Annotated in this window: 20 protein-coding genes; 6 read left to right on the top strand and 14 right to left on the bottom strand. The window is 51.6% G+C overall.

The window, feature by feature from the left end:
• Positions 1 to 14 precede the first annotated feature (14 nt).
• From BMW93_RS00550 to BMW93_RS00540, 3 genes are all read left to right on the top strand, one after another.
• Positions 15 to 1,043: a sensor histidine kinase gene (locus BMW93_RS00550; RefSeq protein ID WP_090373840.1), complete on the top strand. Its 1,029-nt coding sequence runs from the start codon at positions 15 to 17 to the stop codon at positions 1,041 to 1,043.
• A gap of 34 nt (positions 1,044 to 1,077) precedes the next feature.
• Positions 1,078 to 1,845 (top strand): LytTR family DNA-binding domain-containing protein, encoded by a 768-nt coding sequence (locus BMW93_RS00545; protein WP_090373249.1) that lies wholly within the window; start codon positions 1,078 to 1,080, stop codon positions 1,843 to 1,845.
• A gap of 161 nt (positions 1,846 to 2,006) precedes the next feature.
• Positions 2,007 to 4,133, top strand: coding sequence for an ATP-binding protein (locus tag BMW93_RS00540; protein ID WP_229240114.1), 2,127 nt, complete (start codon positions 2,007 to 2,009; stop codon positions 4,131 to 4,133).
• A gap of 3 nt (positions 4,134 to 4,136) precedes the next feature.
• Here the strand turns inward: BMW93_RS00540 and BMW93_RS00535 are convergent, their stop codons facing one another.
• On the bottom strand, positions 4,137 to 5,501 hold the full coding sequence (locus BMW93_RS00535) for a hypothetical protein (protein ID WP_143061553.1): 1,365 nt from the start codon (positions 5,499 to 5,501) through the stop codon (positions 4,137 to 4,139).
• Positions 5,502 to 5,664: 163 nt separating this feature from the next.
• On the opposite strand from BMW93_RS00535, the gene BMW93_RS00530 reads away from it, so the two are divergent.
• Both BMW93_RS00530 and BMW93_RS00525 read left to right on the top strand, forming a co-directional pair.
• Positions 5,665 to 6,060 carry an iron chaperone gene (locus BMW93_RS00530; RefSeq protein ID WP_090373247.1) on the top strand — a complete coding sequence of 132 codons (396 nt, stop codon included), beginning with the start codon at positions 5,665 to 5,667 and terminating at the stop codon, positions 6,058 to 6,060.
• A gap of 107 nt (positions 6,061 to 6,167) precedes the next feature.
• Positions 6,168 to 7,961 (top strand): hypothetical protein, encoded by a 1,794-nt coding sequence (locus tag BMW93_RS00525; RefSeq protein ID WP_090373246.1) that lies wholly within the window; start codon positions 6,168 to 6,170, stop codon positions 7,959 to 7,961.
• Here BMW93_RS00525 and BMW93_RS00520 read toward each other — a convergent pair.
• The 13 genes from BMW93_RS00520 to BMW93_RS00460 form a co-directional block, all read right to left on the bottom strand.
• Positions 7,929 to 8,273, bottom strand: a complete 345-nt coding sequence (locus BMW93_RS00520; protein WP_090373245.1) for a DUF6169 family protein — start codon at positions 8,271 to 8,273, stop codon at positions 7,929 to 7,931. The genes BMW93_RS00525 and BMW93_RS00520 overlap by 33 nt on opposite strands.
• A gap of 154 nt (positions 8,274 to 8,427) precedes the next feature.
• Positions 8,428 to 8,679, bottom strand: coding sequence for a hypothetical protein (locus BMW93_RS00515; RefSeq protein WP_090373244.1), 252 nt, complete (start codon positions 8,677 to 8,679; stop codon positions 8,428 to 8,430).
• 194 nt (positions 8,680 to 8,873) lie between these two features.
• Positions 8,874 to 9,938: a response regulator gene (locus BMW93_RS00510; RefSeq protein WP_090373243.1), complete on the bottom strand. Its 1,065-nt coding sequence runs from the start codon at positions 9,936 to 9,938 to the stop codon at positions 8,874 to 8,876.
• Positions 9,939 to 9,961: 23 nt separating this feature from the next.
• Entirely contained in the window at positions 9,962 to 11,191 is a 1,230-nt protein-coding gene (locus BMW93_RS00505; protein WP_229240113.1) for a PAS domain-containing sensor histidine kinase, read from the bottom strand.
• 78 nt (positions 11,192 to 11,269) lie between these two features.
• Positions 11,270 to 12,634: an oxygen-independent coproporphyrinogen III oxidase gene (gene hemN, locus BMW93_RS00500; RefSeq protein WP_090373241.1), complete on the bottom strand. Its 1,365-nt coding sequence runs from the start codon at positions 12,632 to 12,634 to the stop codon at positions 11,270 to 11,272.
• A gap of 88 nt (positions 12,635 to 12,722) precedes the next feature.
• Positions 12,723 to 13,073 (bottom strand): DsrE family protein, encoded by a 351-nt coding sequence (locus tag BMW93_RS00495; RefSeq protein ID WP_090373240.1) that lies wholly within the window; start codon positions 13,071 to 13,073, stop codon positions 12,723 to 12,725.
• A gap of 39 nt (positions 13,074 to 13,112) precedes the next feature.
• Complete coding sequence (locus tag BMW93_RS00490) at positions 13,113 to 13,811, bottom strand: sulfite exporter TauE/SafE family protein (protein ID WP_229240112.1); 699 nt, start codon at positions 13,809 to 13,811, stop codon at positions 13,113 to 13,115.
• Between the two features lie 3 nt (positions 13,812 to 13,814).
• On the bottom strand, positions 13,815 to 14,267 hold the full coding sequence (locus BMW93_RS00485; protein ID WP_090373239.1) for a FixH family protein: 453 nt from the start codon (positions 14,265 to 14,267) through the stop codon (positions 13,815 to 13,817).
• Positions 14,268 to 14,293: 26 nt separating this feature from the next.
• Positions 14,294 to 15,646: a cytochrome c oxidase accessory protein CcoG gene (gene ccoG, locus BMW93_RS00480; protein ID WP_229240111.1), complete on the bottom strand. Its 1,353-nt coding sequence runs from the start codon at positions 15,644 to 15,646 to the stop codon at positions 14,294 to 14,296.
• Positions 15,647 to 15,650: 4 nt separating this feature from the next.
• Positions 15,651 to 16,673, bottom strand: a complete 1,023-nt coding sequence (locus BMW93_RS00475) for a cbb3-type cytochrome c oxidase N-terminal domain-containing protein (protein ID WP_090373237.1) — start codon at positions 16,671 to 16,673, stop codon at positions 15,651 to 15,653.
• A 133-nt stretch (positions 16,674 to 16,806) separates the two neighbouring features.
• Positions 16,807 to 18,951 carry a cytochrome-c oxidase, cbb3-type subunit I gene (gene ccoN, locus BMW93_RS00470; RefSeq protein WP_090373236.1) on the bottom strand — a complete coding sequence of 715 codons (2,145 nt, stop codon included), beginning with the start codon at positions 18,949 to 18,951 and terminating at the stop codon, positions 16,807 to 16,809.
• Between the two features lie 44 nt (positions 18,952 to 18,995).
• On the bottom strand, positions 18,996 to 19,145 hold the full coding sequence (ccoS, locus tag BMW93_RS00465; RefSeq protein ID WP_090373235.1) for a cbb3-type cytochrome oxidase assembly protein CcoS: 150 nt from the start codon (positions 19,143 to 19,145) through the stop codon (positions 18,996 to 18,998).
• 95 nt (positions 19,146 to 19,240) lie between these two features.
• Positions 19,241 to 21,685 carry a heavy metal translocating P-type ATPase metal-binding domain-containing protein gene (locus BMW93_RS00460; protein WP_229240110.1) on the bottom strand — a complete coding sequence of 815 codons (2,445 nt, stop codon included), beginning with the start codon at positions 21,683 to 21,685 and terminating at the stop codon, positions 19,241 to 19,243.
• Positions 21,686 to 21,920: 235 nt separating this feature from the next.
• On the opposite strand from BMW93_RS00460, the gene BMW93_RS00455 reads away from it, so the two are divergent.
• A complete protein-coding gene (locus tag BMW93_RS00455) occupies positions 21,921 to 24,629 on the top strand; it encodes a PQQ-dependent sugar dehydrogenase (protein ID WP_090373233.1) in 2,709 nt (902 codons plus the stop codon).
• Positions 24,630 to 24,651: the final 22 nt, after the last annotated feature.

The following is a 24,651-nucleotide window of genomic DNA, read 5'->3' as shown; positions in this document are numbered from 1 at the left end:
CCAAATCACTTCCGATGAAAGAAAAGGCTTATACGCTCAACGACAGGAAATGGCGGATCATTGGCATCCCGCTCATGGGAATAGCCATTGCGTTGATGATCAACTTCGACGAATTCCTGAAACTAAGCCGGCATTTCTTTCTCAGCGTGCTTTTTTCTACGTTGCTGACGCTCACATTCTGGGAAGGCAACCGGCACATTATCACCTGGATGCGCCGCATTTTTCCGGAATACGGGCAGACGGGCAGGCGGGTGGCTGCGGAGGCGGTACTGGCGGTAGCGTATGTGTTCCTGGTATCGTTGCTGCTCGATGAGCTTTATTACAAACCGGTTTACCATGTGAGCGCGCTCGCAATGGGTTTTCGGATCAGCATTGTGCCTACGGTGATCGTTTACCTGGTTTATGAGGCGGTTTACTTTTTTGATGCCTGGAAAATGAATGTACGGAAAACGGAAGCGCTGATGCGCGAAAATGTGCAGTCGCAGTTGGAAGTGCTTAAAAATCAGCTGGACCCGCATTTTCTGTTCAATAGTATGAATACGCTCGCGGCGTTGATTGACGATGAGAATACCGCCGCGCAGGATTACCTCGAAAGGTTGTCGGACGTGTACCGGTATGTGCTCGTGAGCCGCAACAAAAACACAGTGATGCTGAGTGAGGAAATAGCGTTTGTGGATGCTTACGTGTATTTGAATAAAATCCGTTTCCGGGAAAATTTGCAGGTCGAAAAACACCTTTCCCCGGCTGCATTGACACAGCATGTTACGCCACTGAGCCTGCAAATGCTGATCGAGAATGCGATCAAACACAATGCGGCCTCGCGCGAGAACCCGTTGCATATCGCGATCCGGGAGGAAAACGGCGGGTATCTGGCTGTCGAGAATAACATTTCGGAGAAAACCATTCTCGAAAAGTCGACGCGTGTGGGGTTGCAGAATATTATCAACCGGTACAACCTGCTGACCGACCGGGAAGTGGTAGTTACCCGCGATGAAGTGCGCTTTATAGTGAAAATCCCGCTGCTGGGGCAGCTGGCAGAATAAATAATGACACCGGGGCGGTTGCCGCCCGATTGCTATGAAAATACTGATTATTGAAGACGAATACCCGGCAGCGGAAAGGCTGGAAAAGCTGATCAAAAAGCTCGATCCGCGCATGGAAGTGTGTGCTGTGCTCGACAGCGTTGAAGCAGGCCGGAAATGGTTCGCGAATGCGGAGCCGGTGGACCTCATTTTTTCCGATATTCAGCTGGCCGACGGCCTGAGTTTCCAGATATTCGAGGAATTTCCCGCGCATAGCCCGATCATTTTTACCACTTCGTACGACGAATACGCGATCAAGGCGTTCCGCGTCAAAAGCATCGATTATCTCCTGAAACCGATCAAGGCCCCCGAACTGGCGGAGGCGATCCGGAAATATGAGAATATCAGGGAGGATTTTTCGCCCAAAGCTTATGCAAGGAAGGTGGAAACGCTGCTCGATAGTCTTGAAATGACCAAGCGCCCTTTCAAAACGCGGTTTCTCGTTAAAAACGGGGAACAGTTGATCCCGGTCAACCAGGAACACGTCGCCTATTTTTACACAGCCAATGAAATGGCCTGCCTCGTAGCTACCGACGGTCGGCAATATCTGGTGGATTACAAGCTGGAAGAGCTGGAATCGCTGGTAGACCCGCTGAATTTTTTTCGCCTCAACCGCCAGTTCATTGCCCGCATCAACGCCATTCAGAAAATTCACACCTATTTTAATGGTAAGCTAAAAATAGAACTCCGCCCGCAAACCTCTCAGGAGGTGGTCGTGAGCAGGGAAAAGGCCCCTGCATTCAAGGCATGGCTTGAAACGTAAGGATAGCAAACAAGTGTAACTCATTACTGAGGTTTGGTAAACTAAATAATAGACGACGGGCATGGCAGTGTTTTGTATCCGCTTTTTTACCTTTGTCTAAAACAACCCTCAAAATATCGGTTTTCCAGGAAAGCAGGGGTAAATCGACAGACTTACACATAATGAAAATACCTTTCCGAACCTTATCCAGGGCATTTTTTATCTGGACCATCCTGCTGGTTATCATATTGGGCTCATTTGTGTTCATGCTCCTGCTCACGCGGGGCAAATCGCAGACGATCCGCGAGAACATCCAGGAGCTCCGCAAGGATATGAATGGCTACCAGAAGGTCGATACCTGCATTTCGCTGCTCTATGTGGCCGAGAACAACAGCAGGCTTTTTATCATCACGCAGGATTCCGCTTATCTGAAGGCGTTTACAGGCCAGCTCCAAACCGTGGCCAATATTTTGAACGATTTTGAAACCGAGCGTTCGAACCATTCTTCGGGATTGTCGGGGCTGATGGCGAGCAAGCGGGAGAGCAACGAGGAATTTATCAGGATGAAAATCATGGTCGACAGCCTTTTTGCCCTCTCTGTGCAGCGTGCAGAACAGATCCAGCAGGAGCAATCCAAACCCAAGCCGCCGCCCATTCGCGTAAAAAAGACGTCCAAGGTGGATTCCATTGTTTTGGAAGATCCTAAAAAGAAGAAACGAGGGCTTTTCAAACGGCTGGCCGACGCGATCAAGAACAAACCGGACGAAGAGGTTACCCAGCAAAAAACGAAAGTGATTATCCAGCGCGATTCGCTGGTGATGCCTTACCTGCTCGCACGCGAACTTGATTTGAGCCGTTACGAGGAATACGATCGGGTAAAAAGACAACTGAATGAAGCAGAACAAAAGCTGTTGTTCCTCAATGGAGAACTGTTTGCTAATCTGCAATGGACCCTTAAATCACTGAAAGCAGCCGAGGAAGAAAAAGCGAGGGAGTTCAGGAGGCTGCTGTTGACGGAAACTTCCGATAAGTTCGAGGAGGTAAACCACCTATTTTGGGCAGGGGCTATTGTGGTGTTGCTGATGACGATCATCATCATCCGTAACCTCGTCAAATTATACCGCAACGACGTTACGATCGTCAAATACGCCGCGATGGCAACAGAGACGGCCCGAAACAAGGGGGAATTCCTCGCGCACGTCACGCACGAGATCAGGACGCCGCTGAATGCGATCATCGGGTTTTCCCAGCTCATGGATTCCGATCGCCTCGAAGGTCAGATGAAGGAAAGCGTTGAAGCGATTCAAACCTCGTCACGGATTTTGCTTACACTGGTGAACGACCTGCTCGATTTTTCCAAGCTGGAACGGGGCAAACTGACGCTGCAATACCAGGCATTTAACCCGGTGGAGCTGATCAATGAAGTAGTGGCATTAATGAGTGTGCTCGCCGGGGAAAAGGATATTGAAATTATATCTAAAATTAACATCGGTCAGTCGGTCTGCCTTCTGGGGGACGAATTCAGGATCAAGCAGGTGGTAATCAACCTGCTGAGTAATGCGGTCAAGTTTACGCCGGCGCATGGTAAAGTGTTGGTGGAAGCAAATCTGGAAAGTGCTGAGGGACAAAAAAAATATCTCAAAATCAGGGTTAAAGATTCGGGAATTGGCATTGCGCAGGAGCATTTGAAGGAAATTTTCGAAGATTTCAGTCAGATCGATGGCCCTTCGGTAGGAAAGCAGGGCACGGGGCTGGGGTTGGCGATCTGCAAGCGGATCGTGGAGCTGCATGGTGGCAAAATCTCGGTGGATAGCGTTTTGGGAAAAGGGTCGGAGTTCAGACTGGCGATCCCGATGCGGGGAGCCGAAAAACTGAAACCTGTTCAAACGCAATCCCCCGCTGTTACACAAGTCCGGTTGCAGGGCAAAAAAGTGCTTGTGGCCGACGATACCAAGCTGAACCTCGTCCTGATGAGCCGGTTACTCGAAAAGCATGGTCTTTTCTACGACCTCGTTGCCTCTGGCGACGACGCGCTCGAACTTTTCGAGAAGCAGCCCTACGACCTGGTGATTACCGACATCAATATGCCCGGAATGGACGGCTCCGAACTGACCCGCCAAATCCGCACCAATGCCGATCCACTGAAAGCATCCATACCGGTGGTAGGTTTCACCGGCGATCTTTCCGACCGGGACAAGGATTTTTATGCGGATCTCGGTATTAATGGTGTATTGAGCAAGCCTTTTTCCGAGAAGGAGTTTTTGTCGGTTTTAGGAGTGGTTTTAGGAGAAAACAGGTGGAATAACTAGCAATCAGCGGACTTCAATTTTGGTCCAATAGGGCAATGAATGCTGTTTTGAACCGGTAACCAGCGCTGCTTCGTAAAGGCCGGGCGATAAATTGTCCGGAATCCGGTAAGAACCATAATAAATTCTCATCGAATTGTCAGCATACCGCGGATCAGCCTTGACGGTTGCCGGGAGCTGGGTTACTTTTCCATTTAGCTTTAATGTAAGGTCCGGGACTTTCTTCTTGTCATCGAATGGTAGCGTCGAAGCGTCCAAAATCGCCGGAAACGGATTCACGAAAAGCTCCTGTCCACGTGTAACGGTTACTGGTTGCGTTTTTTGTATTTCCTCCCACGGAATGCCTTGGCCACCGGTCCACACTTGCCCGATTGCCTTGATAGTCGAATCCCGGGCGATAACGATTGCGGCCCGCGTGAGCATGTGTGTATTTTCGAAAAATTCTACCTTGTATTGCCCGTCGGGCAGGCTGGCGGGAAACTGCGTTTCGAGCGTCGAGACGCCTTTTGGGACCGCGGGAAGGGTGATATTCAGACCTTCGGGGTCATTTTGCAGTTTTAGCGTATATTTTTGAGAATCCAGAAATATACCGCCATCGAATGCGGCATTCTGCCCGCTGGGGAAAACTTTGAAAAGGCGGTCGGGCAGCGGAACATACAGCACGGCGGGTGCTCTTTTTAGTTGTAATTTTTCTGGAAACTGAAAGGTTTTGGTGCCAAATTTCAAGCTCAGTGTCGTTCCTTCCGCATCTAGCAGGCCTAAAATGCTTTCGAAGAAAATTGTGCCCAGCCCATCGTCGTAAAATCCTTCCGCATGCACATTGCGCGAGCCGTTTTCAAGTACAGGCGTAATTCTCCGTTCCCCATCCGGCGTTTCCGGTAGCGAACCGAGGCCGGATTTGATCCGGATTTTCGCTAGCCCGTCAGCATTATTTGTTCCTGATGCGTAAAGATCAAAGCTGGAAGTAAGCTCGGCGGCCAAAGGGCCTTCGTGTTGAACATATACGGTATATGATTTGCTGTTACTCTTAGCGTTTCGTGAAATGGTAAAATGCTCCGGCGGCAGGCCTTTGAAATAGTATTTAACGTGGCTTGGTGTGTAAAGTGGCGTCCATGGACTCAATTCCAGTTCGGCTCCCGGCGAGACGACCAGTTCGATGTCGACAATGTCGGAAACGAAAGGTTCTGGAAGGACAATCTGAACGAAGTTGCGGACATTGTCGACCGTTATTTTGGCGGCACCCGGCACCCTTGCCGATATCAGAAACTGGCCGTCGATGGGCTTTTCTCCCGGCCCGACTTCTTTGTCTTTTTTACAACCCGAAAACAACACCGGCACTGCAATCAGCATCAATATGTAAAAGCTTTTCATGGAATAGATTGTCGGTAGTGAGCAGGTAACGCCTGATAATGTGTGATAATTTAAGAATGTATTTTAATACTTAATCGGTTACTTAAATAAAATTCCCGAACCGGTTAAATCGCAGGTTTACAAGTCTTTTAATACAAATTTACCCATCATATAAGGAACAGGCATGGCAAAAACAGATTTTAAATCCGTAGACGAATATCAGGATACATTCCAGGGTGAGAAAAAAGAGCGGCTGGCGGCCATTCGCAAAACCATCCGGGAAGCGGCTCCGCAGGCAGAGGAGGTGATCAGTTACCAGATCCCGGCTTACAAGCATTTCGGGTTTCTCATTTATTATTCGGGCGCGACGAACCACATTTCGCTATCGTACCCTTACAGCCAGGCACTGCTCGACGAGTTCAAAACCGAGCTCTCGAAATACAAAATGAGCAAATCGGCGCTTCAATTACCCGATAAAGACCCGCTGCCGCTCGACCTTATTAAACGCATTGTCGAATATCGTTTGAAGGAAAACGAGCTGGCGGAAGCTGCAAAGCCACAGAAGGCCAAAAAGAAATGATACTCGAACCGGTATGACGTTTCTCAGTATCTTGGCTAAGCGGCGTCAGTTTTCAGGCGGTGATGCGAGACTACTTTTGGATGAATTATTAATACCTCATCCAGAATATGCATACTTTTTATATCCCGGTCCTCGGGCTCGGATACTCCATCGATACCCCCATTAAGGTCGCCAAATACGGCATTTCCTCGGTCGCTTCCATTGTCGATGACGAGCTGATCGAGCGCATGCGCATCCATTATGCCCGTCAGCGAGGCGAAGACGATACGCCTATCGCCAAATCTCAACCCGATTACCGGGCCCGCAGGATCACCACTTACCTCGACCTGATGCACCGCATGGTAACAGAGGAGTTTGAGAACCTGAAAAGCCAGCCCTTCATTGCAGGGAATGATATTGATCGCTATTTCAGTCTGTTACCTAAGGACTCAGTCCTGAAAATCAGATATGAAGCTATGTTGACGATGAGCGACGGAGCTGAGAAGGATGCCCATGCGGCTGCATTGCGTGAACAAATGGTGCCAGGAAGTATAGACGTAAATATTATGTCGAAGGTCGATAAAATGAATACCGATCCGGACGGTAACCTGCTCGGCGACATTTATACCGATGCGATGGCCGCGCTGCGGGGTTTTGCAATGAGCCGATTGTCGTCTTCGATCGTGCTTTCTGCCGGAATGAACCCGCATTTGTACAGCTACCTGGAAGCTTTTCCCGACTTTTTTCCGGATGAGACGGGAAACTTTTGCAAAAGGGTGATCCTGAAAGTAAGCGATTACCGCTCGGCATTGATACAAGCGAAGTTTCTGGCCAAGAAAGGCATCTGGGTTTCCGAATTCCGCATTGAATCGGGACTGAACTGCGGCGGACATGCATTCGCGACGGAGGGTAATCTGCTTGGGCCCGTGCTGGAAGAATTCAAAAATCGCCGCGCCGAAATGTTTACCGAGCTACTCGCGCTATACGGGCCCGCGCTCGAAAGCAGGGGGATTGCGCTCATACACGTGCCCCATACGCGCATATCCGTGCAGGGAGGCATTGGTACCGCGGCCGAAAATGCCTTTTTGCTCAAACATTACGGCATCGAAGCGACAGGCTGGGGTAGCCCGTTCCTGCTGGTGCCGGAGGTAACCAATGTAGACAAAGCCACACTGAACGAGCTGGCCGATGCTGACAGTGATGCCTATTATGTGAGCGACTCATCGCCTTTGGGCGTTCTTTTCAATAATTTTAAAAACAGCACCGCCGAAAAGCAGCGCCTCGAACGCATTGCAAAAGGCCGCCCCGGTAGTCCCTGCCACAAACGCTACCTCGTTTCAAACACCGAGTTTACCCAAGAGCCGATCTGTACGGCATCGCGCCAATACCAGCAATTGAAAATCAAACAATTACAAGCGATCGACCCCCGGCCGGCAGACCTGCAAATGCAAATCGACGCCGTCACTGAAAAACTATGCCTTTGCGACGGGCTGAGCACTGCCGCGCTCATTAAAAACCATCTGATCAAACCACGCGAAAACAACGCAGTAGCGATTTGTCCCGGCCCCAACCTGGCCTGGTTTTCAGGAATCTACTCGCTGGACGAAATGGTAGGGCATATTTATGGGAAAATAGACCTGCTGAGCAACCACCTGCGACCGAATATGTTCATCAACGAGTTGAACCTGTACGTGGATTATCTCAAAAAGGACATCGGGCGGCAGGCGGCAGCACTGAACGATAAGAAAGCAAAATACTTTACAAAATTCCGCTCTAACCTGCTGGAAGGCATTAATTATTACAAAAAGCTGATCCCTGAAATAACAAATCAGACAGTGGAGTACCGGCAGGAAATGATGGCGCAGTTGGAGGCGATTGAAGAGAGGCTGTCACACCTTCCCGCTCTTGTCTATATCGCCTGAATGGAAGATACGAATAGCCGCCTCGTAGTCCAGATGTGTTTTTCGCAGTAGGATGGAGGCGTAAACCACTACTTCCGATCTGATCAATCGATCATTTTCATCAATTTTCAAATCTAACACGGTTACCTGCCTGTCATGTTTTTCAATTGTCAGGTGATCGATCATGTTAAACCATCTGTTAAATTTTGCGTAGCGTTTATGTCCCTTACCGTCGAATGGGTCACAAAAGTAGATGATGATCGCATCATGATCTTTGAGAAAGCTGGCCAGGATATCCAGCACAGTGTTTCTGAGCCGGATATCCAGGCCCATGGATGGTCTATCCGTTTTAATCAGGAAACTATAAGTTTTTATCTCGGGATCATCGGGAAACCACCGTCCATCTAGGGAAAAGTGAACGTCTACGATGATATTTTGTATCGTCGTAAATCTATAAAGGTCTCCAAAACATTGGTATTGATAAATTTCAGACAAACCGTACTCCCAATGCGTTAAGTTCCTCTAATGTTATTTCACCTCTGCGGTACGCGTCTATATCCCTGTTTGTCTGGATCATTCTAGCCACCAGCACCTCAAGGGTAGGCAATCTTGCGAATTTTTCGGCCTTGGCTGCTTCCGCAGCTGCCATCGCTTCCGCAGTTTTCGGCGCGTCGGCGTCCTGCAATAGCTGCACGACTTCCACAATTTCTGGTGCTTCGGTAGGTACTATTTGTTCCATAGGTTCAATGATTTGTTGAATACTAGTTCACCAAAACTAGGAAAAGCAAGCGAAGTATTTCTGCGCAATGTCGACGGATGAATTAATGGTTACAAAATTGATTTTAACGGCCAATTTGCGCCGGGACCGTCATAATTTCCCGATTTTATGAGTGGCCGGAACCTATGGCTTAATTATCGGTGAAATAATCAGGACTAATTTCGCATTCGCGCGAGCTTTTCATACTCCAGAACCGTAATTTGGCTGCCTTTCATATCCACGAGGCGCTCATCTTTGAAGTCGGAAAGCGTCCTGATCACGGTTTCGGTGGCCGTTCCTACCATCGAGGCAATGTCTTCACGGGTGACGGCCATGGAGAATGGTTTCGAACGGTCTTCCTGGTAGCGCTGAACAAGCATTACGAGCGCCTGCGCCACGCGCTTCCGAACGGAATTGTAGGCGAGTTGTAACAGTCGCTCTTCCCGCTCTTTGATTTCGTTGGAGAGCATTCGAATGAACTTCGAAGCCACTTCGCGGTTGCCCTGGAGCAGGTTGAAAAAGTCATCTTTCGGGATCATTGCCACCTCGGATTTCTCCAATGCAATGGCCGTTTCTTCGTAAGGTGCACCTTGCAGCAGGTCCAGGTAACCGAAGAACTCGCCATCTTTTAGCAGGTCGGTAATGTATTCCTTGCCGTTCTCATTAGATTTATAGGCTTTGACTTTCCCTTTTTGAAGAAAAAACACGTGTGAGGGAAAGCTGCCTTCGGTATAAATGGTTTCTTTTTTCTTTAAAAATTTCACCTTCTTGTCCTCCGCAAGCTTCACAATCGGATCGAACGCCTGGGCTTCCTTGATGAACTGGTCGAAGCCTTCGGCGGAGCGTTCGAACTGCTTTTTTAGCCGGTCGCTCTTTTTGAGGCGCATCTCTACGGCATTCAGCAGCTCCACGTCGTCGTAGGGCTTCGTGAGATAATCGTCGGCGCCCATGGTCATGCCTTTGCGGTAATCGTCCTTTTCTGCTTTGGCGGTCAGGAAAATGAAAGGGATGGATGCCGTACGCTCGTCCTTACCGAGCATATGCAGCACGCCGTAGCCGTCGAGTTCGGGCATCATAATGTCGCATATGATCAGGTCCGGGTGGTGCTGTGCGGCTTGTTGTATGCCTTCTTTGCCATTTTGGGCCGTGATCACGTGGTAATTGGCGAGTTCGAGAATCTCTGCCGTATTTTCCCGCATCTCGGGATGGTCTTCTATCAAAAGGATTTTTCTCGCTTCCAAGTTGGTTGCTGTTTGTGTCAGGATTAGATTTTAACGGTTGCCGGCTCGCGGTTGGGCAGTTCTACGAAAAATGTAGTGCCCGCGCCCACCTCGCTCCGGAACCGCACGGTGCCGCCCATCAGTTCGATGTAGTTTTGTACAATGTTGAGGCCCAGTCCGGTACCCTGCGCATTGCCGGCATTATTGGCACGGAAAAACCGGTCGAAAATATGGCCCTGGTCTTGCTCGGGTATGCCGATACCCTGGTCCTGGACTTCAATGCGGATCAACCCGCTCCAATTTTTCACCCGCAGAAAAATCGATTTGCCGGATTCGGAGTATTTGATCGCATTCGAAAGCAGGTTGAAAAGCACATTGCGCAGGAGCTGCTTGTCGAGCCACGCATTGGCCTCGCCTTCATAGCTTACATACATTTCCTGGCCTTCCTTGCAAAGCCCCCGGATCTCCTCGATCAGGTTTTTGCAAAATGAGTTGAGGTCGGTGAGGACGGGGATGCAATGAATACGACCTTCTTCCAGCTTGCCGATGGAGAGGAAGTCGTTCAATATCTCGGTAAGGTTGGTAACGGTCGATTTGATACGCTGGACGTGCTTTTGCCGCTTATCCTCATCTTCCGTGCGCGAATACCGGCCTATGAGCGACGCCGAGGAAAGGATGGTCGCCAGCGGCGTCCGGAACTCGTGGGAGGCAATGGTCACGAACTGGCTCTTCATATTGTTCAGTTCGCGCTCTTTTGTCAATGCCCGCACCACTTCTTCCTGCGACTGTTCGATACGCTTGATCGCCGCGGCCAGCTCTTCGGTGCGCCGTTGCACGCGTTCTTCCAGCTCCGCATTCAGTTTTTGAATTTCAAGATTGGCCTCGATAATGCGGCTTTCCTGCTTTTTACGCTCAGTAATGTCAATCACAAAACTCACCACAAACTCGCCGTCGCTGGTTTTGAAAGGACTGAGGCTAACTTCCACGGGAAACTCGCTGCCGTCCTTGCGTCGTGCGAAAAGGTCCATCATGTGCCCCATACCACGGGCGCGGGGCGCTTCGAGGTACTCGTCACGGTAGCCCACATGGTTCCGGTTGAACCGCTGGGGGATCAGTGTTTCGATTTTCCTGCCAATCAGCTCGCTGTCGGCGTAACCAAAAAGCTCTTTGGCCTTGGGGTTGAGCATTACAATGTTCGCCTGCTTGTCCACCACAACAATCCCTTCGGTCGCGTGCTTGAACAGTGCATCCAGCATCTCGATGTGCCGTGTCATCACCTGCGTATGAATTAAAATATCCGTATCAAACATACCAAAGTACAGGACACAGGTGAACACCGCAAGAATTCATTGTTAAACTGTTTGACTGAAAAGGGTCGTTTGCGGTAAATCGGCCCACAGGCGCGCGTCGAACGCCATACACATGTTACGCACGAACGCCTTGCCTCTTTCAGTGATCCTCAGTCGGAACGGCTCTATTTCCACCAACTCGTCGAACTCCATTTCGGACAGTCTTTCAAGCGCCTGGTACAGCTCCATACAAACTTCGGAAGTGCTGGTCCACGATGTTTCGAAGGAAGTCATCAGCCGGAGGATATGCCTTCTCAGGATCAGGTCTTCGCGGCTCAGCTCGTGGCCGCGGAATAGGGGTAGCTCGTTGACGGCGAGTTTTTTGTAATAATCTTCCACTTTCTTCTCGTTCTGGGCATAACCCCACCACGAATCGGAAATAGACGATGCGCCGAGGCCGATCAGCAGCTGCGTGCGGGTATCGGTGTAACCCATGAAGTTCCGGTGCAGGCGTTCCTGCGTGGCGGCTTTGTAGAGTTCGTCGGACCGGAGGGCAAAATGGTCCATGCCAATGTCTTCATAGCCGGCCAGTTCCAATGCATTGCGACCGGTTTCGTAGATGGCGATTTTATGGTCGGCGTCGGGCAGGTCTTTTTCGGTATAGCTGCGCTGGCCGGGTTTGATCCACGGCACATGGGCGTAGCTGTAAAATGCAATGCGGTCGGGTTTAAGGCGGATCACGCGCAGCATCGTTTCCATCATCGAGCAGTTTTTCTGCTGAGGCAGGCCGTACACGATGTCGTAGTTGACGGACGTATACCCAATTTCGCGGGCTTTTAATGTAAGGTGTTTTACCTGTTCAAAAGTCTGGTGCCGGTTGATCATGGCCAGTACCACCGGATTGAAATCCTGTACACCAATGCTGATGCGACGGAAACCGACAGCATACAATGCTTCCAGATGTTCATCTGTCGTATTGCCCGGATGCGCCTCGAAGCCGAAACGGGCGTCTTCGTGTACCAATGCATTTTCCAGCAAACCATTAACCAGTTTTACCAGATTGGCCGGACTGAAAAACGTAGGCGTGCCGCCGCCCAGGTGCAACTCCCGGATCACCGGTTTTTCATGACCGAACAATTCGCAATACATTCGCCATTCCTTCAAAACGGCCCGGATGTATTGGTCTTCCACCCTGTGATTGATGGTAATGCGCGTGTTACAGCCGCAATAGGTGCAGAGGCTTTCGCAAAACGGCAGGTGAATGTAAAGGCTGATGCCCTCTTTTTGATTTGACACCGTGAATGCATCCTGAACCAGTTCTTTCCATTTGCTCATGGAGGGAGGTGTTTTCTGCCAGTACGGAACGGTCGGGTAGCTGGTGTAGCGCGGCCCCGGAATGTTGTATTTAAAAAGCAGGTCCTTGTCCATCGGTCAATGTTTTGATGTAGATCATTGATCAAAACTACCCAGGACGGGAAAGGGAAAACATGATTTAAATCATATCAAAAACAGACTTCTACCCGGCTTTTACATAGCTCCAACCTTCCTGTTGCAGGATTACGAGTTCGGCAATCCCGGACGGGACGACCTCGATACCCGCTATCAGATCATCAGGCCCGACATTGTTGGCAACCAGCATATTGCGGCATGCTGCGATGGTGATATGCTGGTTTAGTAATCCAAGAATTTCGTCGGTAAACGGATTGTCGGCAGCGACGCAAAACGGCATGGAAGCACCGTGGCAGATGATACGGACATCGACAGTTTTGTCCAAATGTGCAAGCAGGTTACCGGTTTGCCGGATCATACTGCGATGGACTTTGGGATCGTCTGAAGTGAGCTGGATAATGGCCTTGTAAGTTTTCATGCGGCAAGGTAACCCGCTTATCCAAGCTGTTCAAGTAGTTCAGCGGCAGATTGTGATTCCCATGGCAGGTTTGGAATGGTCGTGATAGGAAGCCATTACCCCGCGTGCCACGAGCCAGATCCCTGCAATGGCAACCAATACCGGCGTAAGTTTGCGAATGCGGGTGCTGAGTGTCGGCGTGAATCGTTGCTTTGCAATACCTAATGCAAGCATACCAGGCATAGTGCCCACGCCGAAAAGCGCCATAAACGCGGCGCCGCCCAAGGTACTGCCCGTGGCGACCGAACTGACGAGTGCCATGTAGACCATGCCGCAAGGAATCGCGCCGTTGAGCATTCCGAGAAGCACCATGCCCGTAACATCGATTCTTTTGAGATAGAGACCCATTATCTGTTTTAAACGGCCTACTGTTTTTTGCCAAAACACGGGCATATGCAATCGCTGCCCTATTCCGGAAGGCCAGAATACATAACCCAGCATTCCTATGCCGATCGCGATGGAAGCATACCGTAGCACACCCAACCAAGCCAGCGAAGCCCCTAACGTACCTATGGCCATCCCGAACGTCGCGTATGTGAGTGCGCGCCCCGCATTATACGCGAATACGCCCGCGACCCGGCGCCTACGCGTACCCTTATGCACGGGTAATGCGAGCGCGATGGGCCCGCACATACCCACGCAATGGAAGCTGCTGATGAGTCCCATCGAAATGGCGAGGTAGGACAGGACCGTGATCATCGGTTAAAGATTTTGGTGATCAACCACCACTACACCCTCGTTCCAGTAGGTTTCACTTCCGCTCTTCCAGTCGACCTGGATTTTATAGCGTCCTGTCGGTATTTGCGATAACGCGACGGTCTGTGCATTGTCCTTCGAACGGATCGCGAAATGCCGGTCGTTGCGGTTGTCGGACGGGCAGTAGAGGTGGATTTCGCCCGAAACATCCGCATCCGCGAAATGAGCAGGATAATGGAGCTGCAACCGGTCTTCGGTGATTTGCCAGGACAACGGCTCGGCCAATGCCGCCGCACGTTGTACCTTATCGATTTTGCCCTGGAATTTCAGCTCCTCTTCATAGTAGTGATCCGTCACAAGGTCGATTTTTTGCCCGGCACTCATACTTACGAGCAGCAGTATCATGGATATAAAACTGATATAAACAGCGGCAATGAGGGCTTTCCAATTGATTTTCATGGTATTTTAAAAGATAGGTTAATACACTATTCTTCCGGTGCGATGAACGTGGTCTCAAAAGTTTCCAGCTGCCGGTTTCCCTGTAAAACCGACAGTTTCAGCACCGTTTTGCGGCTTTTTAATGCAGATTTGGGCATAATCAAGAAGACAGTTCCCTCGGACATCCCCGCCGCTTCGAGCGTCAGATCGGGCGATCCGGCGAAAAGAAGCTTTCCGTGCGGGGTGTCGAGGTACATGGAGGGTTTGATGATCCGGTTGGTTTTATTGAATATTTTGAAAGTGTACAGGTTGCTGATCGTGCCGTCGGCGTTCTCGATGTAACGGCTGCCCGGCGCGCGGAAAAGTGTCGTTTGCGTATCGGTACGGGTCGCCACCACGAACCCCAATGCCGACCAGAGCAGCAGCAATACCGCCGCATAACCCCACGTCCGCGGCGTGATCACTCCGGCGGTTTTCTTCTCGATCGCATTCTCGGAAGTATAGCGGACGAGCCCCCTGTCGAAGCCGACTTTGTCCATCATCGCATCGCAGGCATCGATACATGCCGTACAATTCACACATTCCATTTGGGTGCCATTGCGGATATCGATGCCGGTCGGGCACACAGCCACGCATTGGAAGCAATTGATACAATCGCCTTCCGGACGATCGGTACCTTTGTGCAATTTGCCCCTCGGCTCGCCACGCTCGTGATCGTAGGCGACATTGATGGAATTGCGATCGAGCAGCACGCTTTGCAGGCGCCCGTACGGGCATACCACCGTGCATGCCTGCTCGCGCAGCCAGGCGAAGTTCCAGTAGAATATTGCGGTGAATGCGACAATGCCCGAAAACAGCCCGATATGGTCCGCGACAGGCTCGGAAATGATCTTGTACAACTCGTTGGTGCCCAGTACGTAGGCCAGGAGCAGGTTGGCGATCGCGAAAGAGACGATGAGGAAAATGGAGTATTTTAAACCCTTTTTCAGGATTTTGTCCGTCGTCCATGGAGCTTTGTCCAGCAGTTTTTGTTTCCCGGCATCCCCTTCGATGGCGTATTCGATTTTGCGGAAAACCATTTCCATAAAAACCGTCTGCGGACAGGCCCAGCCGCACCAAAGTCTACCGAAAACCGTCGTGAATAGTACAATAAATACAAAAAACGAGAGCATTGTAAGCCCGAAGAGCCAGTAATCCTGCGGCCCGATGAACACGCCGAAAAGCATGATTTTCCGCTCGATGACATTCAGCAATACCATCGGCTGCCCGCCGATCCGTACGAACGGCACGACGAACAGCAATGCGATAATGATCAGACTGAATGCTACGCGGCGGTTATGCCATTGCCCGGAAGGGCGCTGGGGGTAGAGGGGGCGTGTTTCGATAGTCGCTTTCATCATAGGATTATTTCTCTGCCACAGTCGCTTCGCTGAAAAGTTCGCCTTGCGCCTCCTTCGCATTGGCAGGTTGGGTGCCTTTGAGCGAAAGCACGAAACTCGCTACTTTCTGGATGTCGGTAGGAGACAGCTGTTTCTCCCAGGAGATCATCCCTTTCTCCGGCACGCCATACTTAATCACTTTGAACACATTGTGAATGCCGCCGCCGTGCAGCCAGTAGTCGTCGGTGAGGTTGGGCCCCACTGAGCCACCACCTTCGGTACCGTGGCAGGCCGTGCATTTTTCATGGAATAGCTTCATGCCCGCTTCCACACCGGCTTTGTCGGTGAGCAGCGTCACGGAATTTTCGTCCATGCTGGCGCCTACTTTTTCCATGTAAGCTTTCTTTTCTACTTCGGCAACGGCTATTTCTTTTTCCAGTTCCGCGATTTGCAGGTCGCCCAGGCCGCTGAAATAGTAGGCCGAGTAAACCACAGCGATGAAAATGGTGGTATAGAACAGGAATTGCAGCCAGGGAGGCATCCGGTTGTCGAGCTCCTGGATGCCGTCGTAATCATGGCCGTCGATAAGTATCTGTCGTTCATCCTGCACCGATACCCCAATACCCCTGAACTTCTTCCACCAATGCGTGCTGAAAACGTGGGTAGGCTCCTGGTTGGATGCATGTGCGGTTTTGTTAAGCAGCTGCAAGGCCGACACCAGCAGGATCGCCAGCCGGATCATCATGAAAACCAATGCGGCCAGTACCACGCACAGGATCAAATCCAGCCCGGTAATAGCGCGTACCGGCTCAGTAGCTTCCTGCGCGGACGCGGGCAATGCAATGCAACCGAGCAAAAGCAAGGATAGCAAAGTCTTTTTCGCAACGCCGTCATTCAGCGGAATGCTGCGCATTTTGTCGAGCTTCCTTTTATCCAGCCCCCACACATAAAACAGCAGGCCGACGAAGAAAGCGAAGAATATCAGCAAGGATATGAGCGGATAAATGCCCACCCCGGCAATGGTTTCGAGGTAATTGCGGAATTTCATTGATGCTCAATTTTGAATGATTGAATGATTGAATGATTGAATGAGTGAATGTTGAATAAGAGAGTGTTTAAAATGCCATGAGTGGATGAACTGCATATTCACTCATTCACTCATTCACAATTCACTCATTCAATCATTTTTTAATATCCGTCCCAAGCCGTTGCATGTAAGCAATCAGCGCCACGATCTCTTTATTGGCGGCCGTCTTGATGCCGCTTTGTTTCAGACGTTCCTGGATTTCCTTTTCCTGCTTTACGAGATCGGCGTTGGCCTGGTGTTCGTAACCTTTTTCGTAGGGCACGCCCAGCGTTTGCATGGCTTTGATCTTTGCTTTGGTTGTGGTCGTATCGAGGTCGTTTTCGAGCAGCCAGCCGTAGCGGGGCATTATGGAGCCCGGCGACATGCTGGTCGGGTCTTCCATGTGGTTGTAATGCCAGGAGTCGGGGTACTTGCCGCCTACGCGTTGCAGATCCGGCCCGGTACGTTTGGAGCCCCATTGGTGCGGGTGGTCGTATACAAATTCCCCCGATTTGGAATACTCCCCAAACCGCTCGATTTCGGACCGGAACGGACGGATCATTTGCGTATGGCACACGTAGCAGCCTTCGCGGACGTAAATGTCGCGGCCCTGCAATTCCAGCGGCGTGTAAGGTTTCACGCTCGCAATGGTAGGCACGTTGGATTCGACGAGGAATGTCGGGATCATCTCGATCATTCCGCCGATAGCGACGGCTACGAGGGAGAATATGGTTAATGCCAATGGTTTCCGTTCCATCAGCCGGCGGTGCCAGTATTCGCTCTTTTCCGCATGCCAGATCGCATTCAGCGGCATGGCTTTGGCGGTTTCGGTAGGTACGAGCTTACCTTTCAGCGCCGTCATCCACAGGTTATAAATCATCACCACAAATCCAACGAGGTACAACGTGCCGCCCACGCCGCGGAGGAAATACAGGGGTTTGAGGGCCGTTACGGTTTCGAGGAAGTTGGGATATTTCAGCAGACCTTCCTGCGTAAACTCCTTCCACATCGAGCTCTGCACCCAGCCGGCCCAGTACATTGGAATAGTATAGAAAATGATCCCGAGCGTGCCGATCCAGAAGTGGAAATTGGCGGCTTTGGTTGAATACAACGGGCGACCGTAGAGGCGCGGGAAGAGCCAGTAAAGGATACCGAATGTCAGGAAACCGTTCCACCCGAGCGCCCCCACGTGTACGTGCGCTACGATCCAGTCGGTGTAGTGGGCAATGGCATTTACGTTTTTGAGGGAAAGCATCGGTCCTTCGAAAGTGGCCATACCATAAGCGGTAATGGCTACCACCATGAATTTCAGCACCACATCCTCACGCACCTTATCCCACGCCCCGCGCAGCGTCATCAATCCGTTCATCATACCGCCCCAGGAAGGCGCGATGAGCATTACCGAGAATACGGTACCGAGCGTCTGCGCCCATTCGGGTAATGCCGTGTAGAGCAAATGATGCGGGCCAGCCCAGATGTACAGGAATATCAATGCCCAGAAGTGTACGATCGAAAGCCGGTAGGAATAAATGGGCCGGTTGGCCGCTTTGGGCAGGAAGTAGTACATCAGGCCCAGGTAAGGCGTCGTCAGAAAGAAAGCGACCGCGTTATGCCCGTACCACCATTGCACGAGCGCGTCCTGTACGCCCGCATATACGGAGTAGCTTTTCATGAACGAGATCGGCAGCTCAATGCTATTCACGACGTGCAGCATCGCAACGGTCACAAAAGAAGCGATGTAGAACCACACCGCTGCGTAAATATGCTCCACGCGGCGGTTAATCGTAGTCATGATAATATTAACCAATGCTGAAACCCACACGACGGCAATAGCGATATCGAACGGCCATTCCAGCTCGGCATATTCTTTGGAAGTGGTGAAACCCATTGGCAGTGAAATGGCTGCACCGAGGATAATGGCCTGCCACGCCCAGAAGTGGAAGCGGCTCAGTACCGGGCTCCATATGGGCGTGCGCAACACGCGTGGAACCGAGTAGTAAAGTCCTGTGAAAAAGCCGTTTCCGACGAATGCAAAGATCACCGCATTGGTATGCAGCGGCCGGATACGGCTGAATGTCAGGAACGGCAGGTCGAAATTCAGGTTTGGGAAAACGAGCTGTAATGCTGCCAGCAAGCCCACGAGCATGCCGATGAGCCCGAAGAGGATCGTGGCAATGGCGAAGTCCCGGACAATGCGGTTGTCGTACTGGAATTCATCCAACTCGACGGAGGAGAGGCCGGGATGCGGAACGTTTGACATAACTTGTTGAGGATAAATGATAAAATCAGTTCAGGTTCTGGTGGTTATGGCTTCTCGGAATCGTCAAGCAGAATGCGTACGGAAGGCGTGTAGTCATCGTCGTAGTGGCCCTTCCGCACCGACCATATGAATGCGCCCAGGAATCCCAGCGCCACCGTCAGGCTGGCGATGATCAGCAGATATAATGCGCTCATGATGAGGATCTGGTTAGGTGATTTTGATAGGCCAAAACTACCGGCAGAGGTGCTGGCAAAGGATGATAAGTGCTACGTCCGTTTTATGACATTCGTCAGTTTTTGAGATACCGTCGTGCAGCTGCATTGCTGGCAAGCGTCGTGAATGCCACGATGGTAATGGAACTGACCGGCATCAGGATCGCCGCGATGACCGGCGAGAGGTGGCCGGTTACGGCAAATGAGAGCCCCAGGATGTTGTATATCAATGAAATGGTAAAGCTCTGACGGATAATGCGCTGGCCGCTTCGGGCAAGGGCAATGTAGCCGGGTAGCAGGCTGAGCTGGTTGCCTTCGACGATCGCGTCGCAGGAAGGGGAGAAGTTGTTGATATCGTCCGACACCGCAAGCCCCACGTCGCTTTGGCGTAATGCGCCGGCGTCGTTCAGCCCGTCGCCGACCATGAGCACGTGGCGGCCTTCGCGTTGCAACTCGCGGACGAAATCCAGTTTCTGTTCGGGTTTTTGATTAAAAAGGAGTAATGCCTCCGGTCCGAAAAGCGGAGCCAGCAAATTGCGGTCGGCAGAGCGGTCGCCCGAGAGCAGGTAGGTACGGATACCTGCCCGGTGCAGTGCGGCCAGCGTTTCCGGCAGCTCGGGGCGGTATTTGCTGCGGATCGTAAAATAGCCTTTCACGACCTCATCGATAGCCACATATACCCGGCTTGATTGCCCGCTATTGTGCTCAGGGACGGTAGCGCCTACCCAGCAGGCCGAGCCTACCTTCACAATTCGTGTGCCCCATTGCGCAGCCATTCCCCTGCCGCTCGTCTCAGAAAAGCCCGTGAGCACGCGCCGGCTGGCGGGTACATCGGCCAAATGCTTAGCGATAAGCCTGCTGAGCGGGTGAGAAGATTGTCCCACCAGGGTTTTGATCATTACCAGTTCGTCGTGTGTTGACGGTTCGCCGGTAAACTCGATTTCGGCGTCGTCGGGGAGGGTAATGGTGCCTGTTTTATCAAAAACGACGGCATCGGTATGGGCCAGTCGCTCGATACTGGATGCATTTTTAGGGTAAAAACGGTTACGACTGAAAACGCTCAGCAGGTTACCGTTCGTGAAAGTCGATGAAAGCAGTAATGCGCACGGGCAGGCTACGAGCAGCGTGGTAGTGAATGCTAGAAACGCGGTTTCAGGATTGTTGAATACTAAAAACCAGATGGTGAAGGTGATTACCGCAATACTGAGCACAACCATCGAAAAGTAGCGGTTAATGCGCGCCGCGAGCGACTTATCGGCATCATCTTTCTCTGTTGCAAATGCTTCATTATTCCAGAGTTGCGTCAGGTAGCTCTGCGACACCTCGCGCAATACTTCCAGCTCGATGGCCGCGCCCTTTTGCTTGCCGCCAGCGTAGACGGTATCACCTTTCCGTTTTTCCACCGGCTGCGATTCGCCGGAGACGAAGCTGTAATCGATCATCGCACCCGCGCTTAGCAGCACGGCATCGGCGGGGATCAGTTCCTCGTTTCTGACCAGCATCCGGTCGCCTTTTCGGAGGTCGGTAATGGGTTTGCGGGTTTCGCTACCGTCGTTCAGAACAGAAATGGCGATCGGAAAATAGGATTTGTAATCACGATCGAACGAAACTCCGGCGTAAGTTTTGTCCTGAAAATACCGGCCGACGAGCATGAAAAACACGGCGCCGGCAAATGAATCCAGATACCCGGGGCCGGTTCGGGTGACGAGTTGGTAAATGCTGATCAGGAAAACGCAGCTCAATGCGAGCGCAATCGGCGCGTCGATATTCAGGTAACGCCCTTTCAGCGCCGACCACGCCGATTTGTAAAAGTCCGCCGCGCAATAAAACAGCACCGGCAGGCTCAATGCAAGGTTCAGTATGCCAAAAAGCGTACGCAGGTTCTGATCGGAAGTATTTTGTCCTAAATGGAAATACTCGGGAAAGCTCAGCATCATGATATTGCCGAATGCAAAACCCGCGATGCCGATTTTGTAAAGCCGTGCACGGTTCCATTTGCCCGCTTTTTTACCGGACAGATCATCCATACTTAAATACGGCTCGTACCCGATGCGCGTGAGTAGCGCGGCGAGCTCGCTCAGATGCAAGGTGGGCGTATCGAACGTGATCCTGACCTTCTTCTCCGGAAAATTCACCACCGAACTCCGTACCGCCGGGTTGAGGCGGTAGAGGTGTTCGAGCAACCAGATGCACGAGCTGCAATGCATTTTCGGAAGGTACCAATACACGGTGGTCAGGCGCCCGTCCGTGAATTCGACCATTTTGGCAAATACCTCCGGCTGATCCAGGTGGTCGTATTTGCCTTTATAGAACGCCGCGTCGGGCGAAATGCCCTGCGCGCCGCCGATCGCATAATACCGGCAAAGATCACGCTCTTTCAGCAGGCTGTAAACGGTAGCGCAGCCTTCGCAACAGAAATCGTGGTCGTCGGCGTGCAGCACCTCGTCGCGGCATTCCTCGCCGCAATGGTAACAAATATGTCGTGTATCGGGAATGGCCTCCGCGGCCGTCAATATGCTCATGATCATGGTCCGGATTAAACCTTGTCCAAAATTGGAGCTTGCGACAAGCGGAACGGATGACGGGAAGGAGTAGGAAAAACTGACTTTGGTCAGTATTACATATCTTGGATCATATTGGGAAAAAACCAATATCTATTACCGTCAGTTTCAACTGACGGTTGGCGTAAGTCAAAAATAAATTTTAAGTTGAACCACATTTCCTAAACCATTTTACTAAGTCTATCAGGTGAAAAAAATGAAATCTTCTTTGGGGCTCTTGCTGGCCGGGGGGCTTTGCCTGGCTTCGGTGAGTCGGCATGATAAGCCTTTGTTCCGAAACGTTGGGAGCGACCGTCCGGTCCGTATTGCTGAATTTTCCGGGGGGCCGGATTCGAGCCGGTTTACCTATACCAAACTGGTGTCGGGCCTGGATGAGCCGATGGAGATGGCGATACTTCCGAACTACGATATGGTTGTAGCCGAGCGTAAGGGCGCCGTGCGGTATTTTAACAATGCCACCAAAGAGCTTTCGACCATTGCACAGTTCAACGTTTTCAGCGGCATTGAGGACGGGCTGCTCGGTGTGGCGGTCGACCCGGATTTCAGGAATAACAACTGGATATACTTCTATTATGGCGTAGGCGGCGAGAAGAGCGTCAGCCAGCTGGCGCGTTTCGAGCTGAAAGGGCAAAATTTGATCCAGGATTCTAAAAAAGTGCTGCTGGAAGTCCCTACCCAGCGCAAATACTGCTGCCATTCCGCGGGATACCTTACATTTTCAGGAGGGTTGCTTTATTTATCGATCGGCGACAATACCAATGCCGAGGAAATCGAGGGGCATACGCCCATCGACGAGCGCCCCGGGCGCGAGCTTTCGGACGACCAGGCTGCGACCGCCAACAGCAATGATTACAGGGGCAAAATTTTGAGGATCAAGCCGGAGCCGGACGGGACTTACAGCATTCCGGAGGGTAACCTCTTTCCAAAGGACGGTTCGCAAGGGAAGCCCGAGATTTACGCCATGGGCGTCAGGAACCCGTTCCGCATTTCCATCGACCCGAAGACCAGGTACCTGTACTGGGGCGATGTGGGCCCGGATACGGAGGTGCCGGGCAGTGAAGGTAAGATGAGTTACGACGAAATTAACCAGGCCCGCAAGCCGGGATTTTTCGGTTATCCCTATTTCCTGGGGGACAATGAGGTGTTTCCCGACTACGATTTCGCCACAAAAAAGGAAGGTCCGGGAAAAGACCCGCAAAAGCCGCACAACGATTCGCCGCATAACACGGGTACCCGCGACTTGCCCCCCGCACAACCCGCATTCATCTGGTATGGCAAGGGGCCTTCTAAAAAATATCCGCTCGTAGGCAAAGGCGGCGCCAGTGCCATGGCCGGTCCCGTGTATTACAGCGATTTGTACCCCAATGCGCCTTACAAGCTTCCGGAATATTATAATGGCAAGCTGTTCATTTTTGAATGGATCCGGAAATGGATCATGGCGGTGACGATGGATGCGAACGGTAACTACGTCGGTATGGAGCCGTTTCTGCCGCAACTGAAAGTGGTTGCGCCGATCGATATGCAGATCGCGCCCGACGGCGCTATTTACCTGCTGGCCTACGGTACCAACTGGTTTGCCCGCAATACCGATTCGGGGATCATCCGGGTGGAGTACGCCGAAGGCAACCGCAATCCGGTAGCGGCCGTGACGACCGGCAAAACCATCGGAGCGGCGCCTTTCACAGCCACCCTTTCAGCCAAAGGTTCGAAGGATTACGACGCTAACGACAAGCTGACTTACGAATGGAAGATCGGGACGAAAAAGCTGGTGGGCGAGGAAGCGAAGCATACTTTTACCAAACCTGGCATTTACAATGTGGTCCTCACCGTCTCCGACCAGCATGGCGGTAAAGGTACGGCCACGACCGAGTTCAAGATCGGTAACACGCCGCCGGATGTAAAAATCGAGACGAAGGCCAACCGCAGCTTCTATTGGGATAATGCCCCATTTGATTACAATATTAAAATTACCGACAAGGAAGACGGCAAGATCGAGCGGGCCAAAATCCATGCGGGTTTTCACTACCTGGCTTTTGGGAAGGACCTTGCAGGCGCATTGTCGGGCACGGAAGGGGATAATATCCGGCATGCAGCCACGGCGAATCTGTATGCTTCGCTGGATTGCAAGGCTTGCCACACGATGGAGACCAAGTCGATAGGGCCGGCATTGAAGGATATTTCCAAAAAATACGCGGGTAACGCGGACGCACACGATATGCTCGCGCGCAAGATCATCACGGGCGGTAGTGGAAACTGGGGTTCATACCCGATGCCGCCCCACGCCGACCTGCCCGAAAAAGATGCGAAGGCGATAGCGGGCTATATTCTTTCATTGGGCAAAAACGCGGCCCAAACGCCGCTTTCGGCCCAGCTGAAACTAACTGAGCACATCGGTAAGGGCAATGAAGGTGCTTATGTGGTGCAGGCTTCTTATACCGATAAAGGTGCGAATGGCATCGGCCCCCAGAAGACTGCCAGCCACATTGTGCTGCGCAATCCGCTTGTGCAAATGGAGGATTACCAGGAAGGAAATGTAGGGGTGGTAATTGCAACACAAAACACGGGTTACGTTTCCTACATCGCGAATATTACCAATGGCAAATACACGCGGTTTAATCAAATAGACCTTTCGCATATTAAAAACATCCGGTTGCGTATTCAGGAACATGGCGCCGGCGGGACGATCGAGTTGCGGCAGGGTGGCCGGGAAGGCCTGTTGCTGGGCAAAACCGAAGTGCCGGGCGGACGACTGGACGACCTTAAAACCGGTTGGAAAGAAATACTGCTGCCGGTGAGTGGCGGTAGCGGCGTCCACGATCTTTACCTGGTTTTCAGGAATGAAAAGATGAAGAGCCCGATGTTCCACATCGACTGGATGTATTTTGAAAACGATTTCAATCCTTGACCTAACAGGCCTCCGGCCGATC

The sequence above is a fragment of the Dyadobacter sp. SG02 genome (genome assembly GCF_900109045.1).
Classification (GTDB): domain Bacteria; phylum Bacteroidota; class Bacteroidia; order Cytophagales; family Spirosomataceae; genus Dyadobacter.
Note: the sequence above shows the minus strand (reverse complement) of the source record. Positions and strands in the feature narration are given on the sequence as shown.

Bases quoted from the DNA above. Each gene is read 5' to 3' on its own strand.
- BMW93_RS00550 (WP_090373840.1), top strand. From the start codon at position 15: ATGAAAGAAAAGGCTTATACGCTCAACGACAGGAAATGGCGGATCATT.
- BMW93_RS00545 (WP_090373249.1), top strand. From the start codon at position 1,078: ATGAAAATACTGATTATTGAAGACGAATACCCGGCAGCGGAAAGGCTG.
- BMW93_RS00540 (WP_229240114.1), top strand. From the start codon at position 2,007: ATGAAAATACCTTTCCGAACCTTATCCAGGGCATTTTTTATCTGGACC.
- BMW93_RS00535 (WP_143061553.1), bottom strand. From the start codon at position 5,501: ATGAAAAGCTTTTACATATTGATGCTGATTGCAGTGCCGGTGTTGTTT.
- BMW93_RS00530 (WP_090373247.1), top strand. From the start codon at position 5,665: ATGGCAAAAACAGATTTTAAATCCGTAGACGAATATCAGGATACATTC.
- BMW93_RS00525 (WP_090373246.1), top strand. From the start codon at position 6,168: ATGCATACTTTTTATATCCCGGTCCTCGGGCTCGGATACTCCATCGAT.
- BMW93_RS00520 (WP_090373245.1), bottom strand. From the start codon at position 8,273: ATGGGCCTGGATATCCGGCTCAGAAACACTGTGCTGGATATCCTGGCC.
- BMW93_RS00515 (WP_090373244.1), bottom strand. From the start codon at position 8,679: ATGGAACAAATAGTACCTACCGAAGCACCAGAAATTGTGGAAGTCGTG.
- BMW93_RS00505 (WP_229240113.1), bottom strand. From the start codon at position 11,191: ATGACACGGCACATCGAGATGCTGGATGCACTGTTCAAGCACGCGACC.
- hemN (WP_090373241.1), bottom strand. From the start codon at position 12,634: ATGGACAAGGACCTGCTTTTTAAATACAACATTCCGGGGCCGCGCTAC.
- BMW93_RS00495 (WP_090373240.1), bottom strand. From the start codon at position 13,073: ATGAAAACTTACAAGGCCATTATCCAGCTCACTTCAGACGATCCCAAA.
- BMW93_RS00490 (WP_229240112.1), bottom strand. From the start codon at position 13,811: ATGATCACGGTCCTGTCCTACCTCGCCATTTCGATGGGACTCATCAGC.
- BMW93_RS00485 (WP_090373239.1), bottom strand. From the start codon at position 14,267: ATGAAAATCAATTGGAAAGCCCTCATTGCCGCTGTTTATATCAGTTTT.
- ccoG (WP_229240111.1), bottom strand. From the start codon at position 15,646: ATGATGAAAGCGACTATCGAAACACGCCCCCTCTACCCCCAGCGCCCT.
- BMW93_RS00475 (WP_090373237.1), bottom strand. From the start codon at position 16,673: ATGAAATTCCGCAATTACCTCGAAACCATTGCCGGGGTGGGCATTTAT.
- ccoN (WP_090373236.1), bottom strand. From the start codon at position 18,951: ATGTCAAACGTTCCGCATCCCGGCCTCTCCTCCGTCGAGTTGGATGAA.
- ccoS (WP_090373235.1), bottom strand. From the start codon at position 19,145: ATGAGCGCATTATATCTGCTGATCATCGCCAGCCTGACGGTGGCGCTG.
- BMW93_RS00460 (WP_229240110.1), bottom strand. From the start codon at position 21,685: ATGAGCATATTGACGGCCGCGGAGGCCATTCCCGATACACGACATATT.
- BMW93_RS00455 (WP_090373233.1), top strand. From the start codon at position 21,921: ATGAAATCTTCTTTGGGGCTCTTGCTGGCCGGGGGGCTTTGCCTGGCT.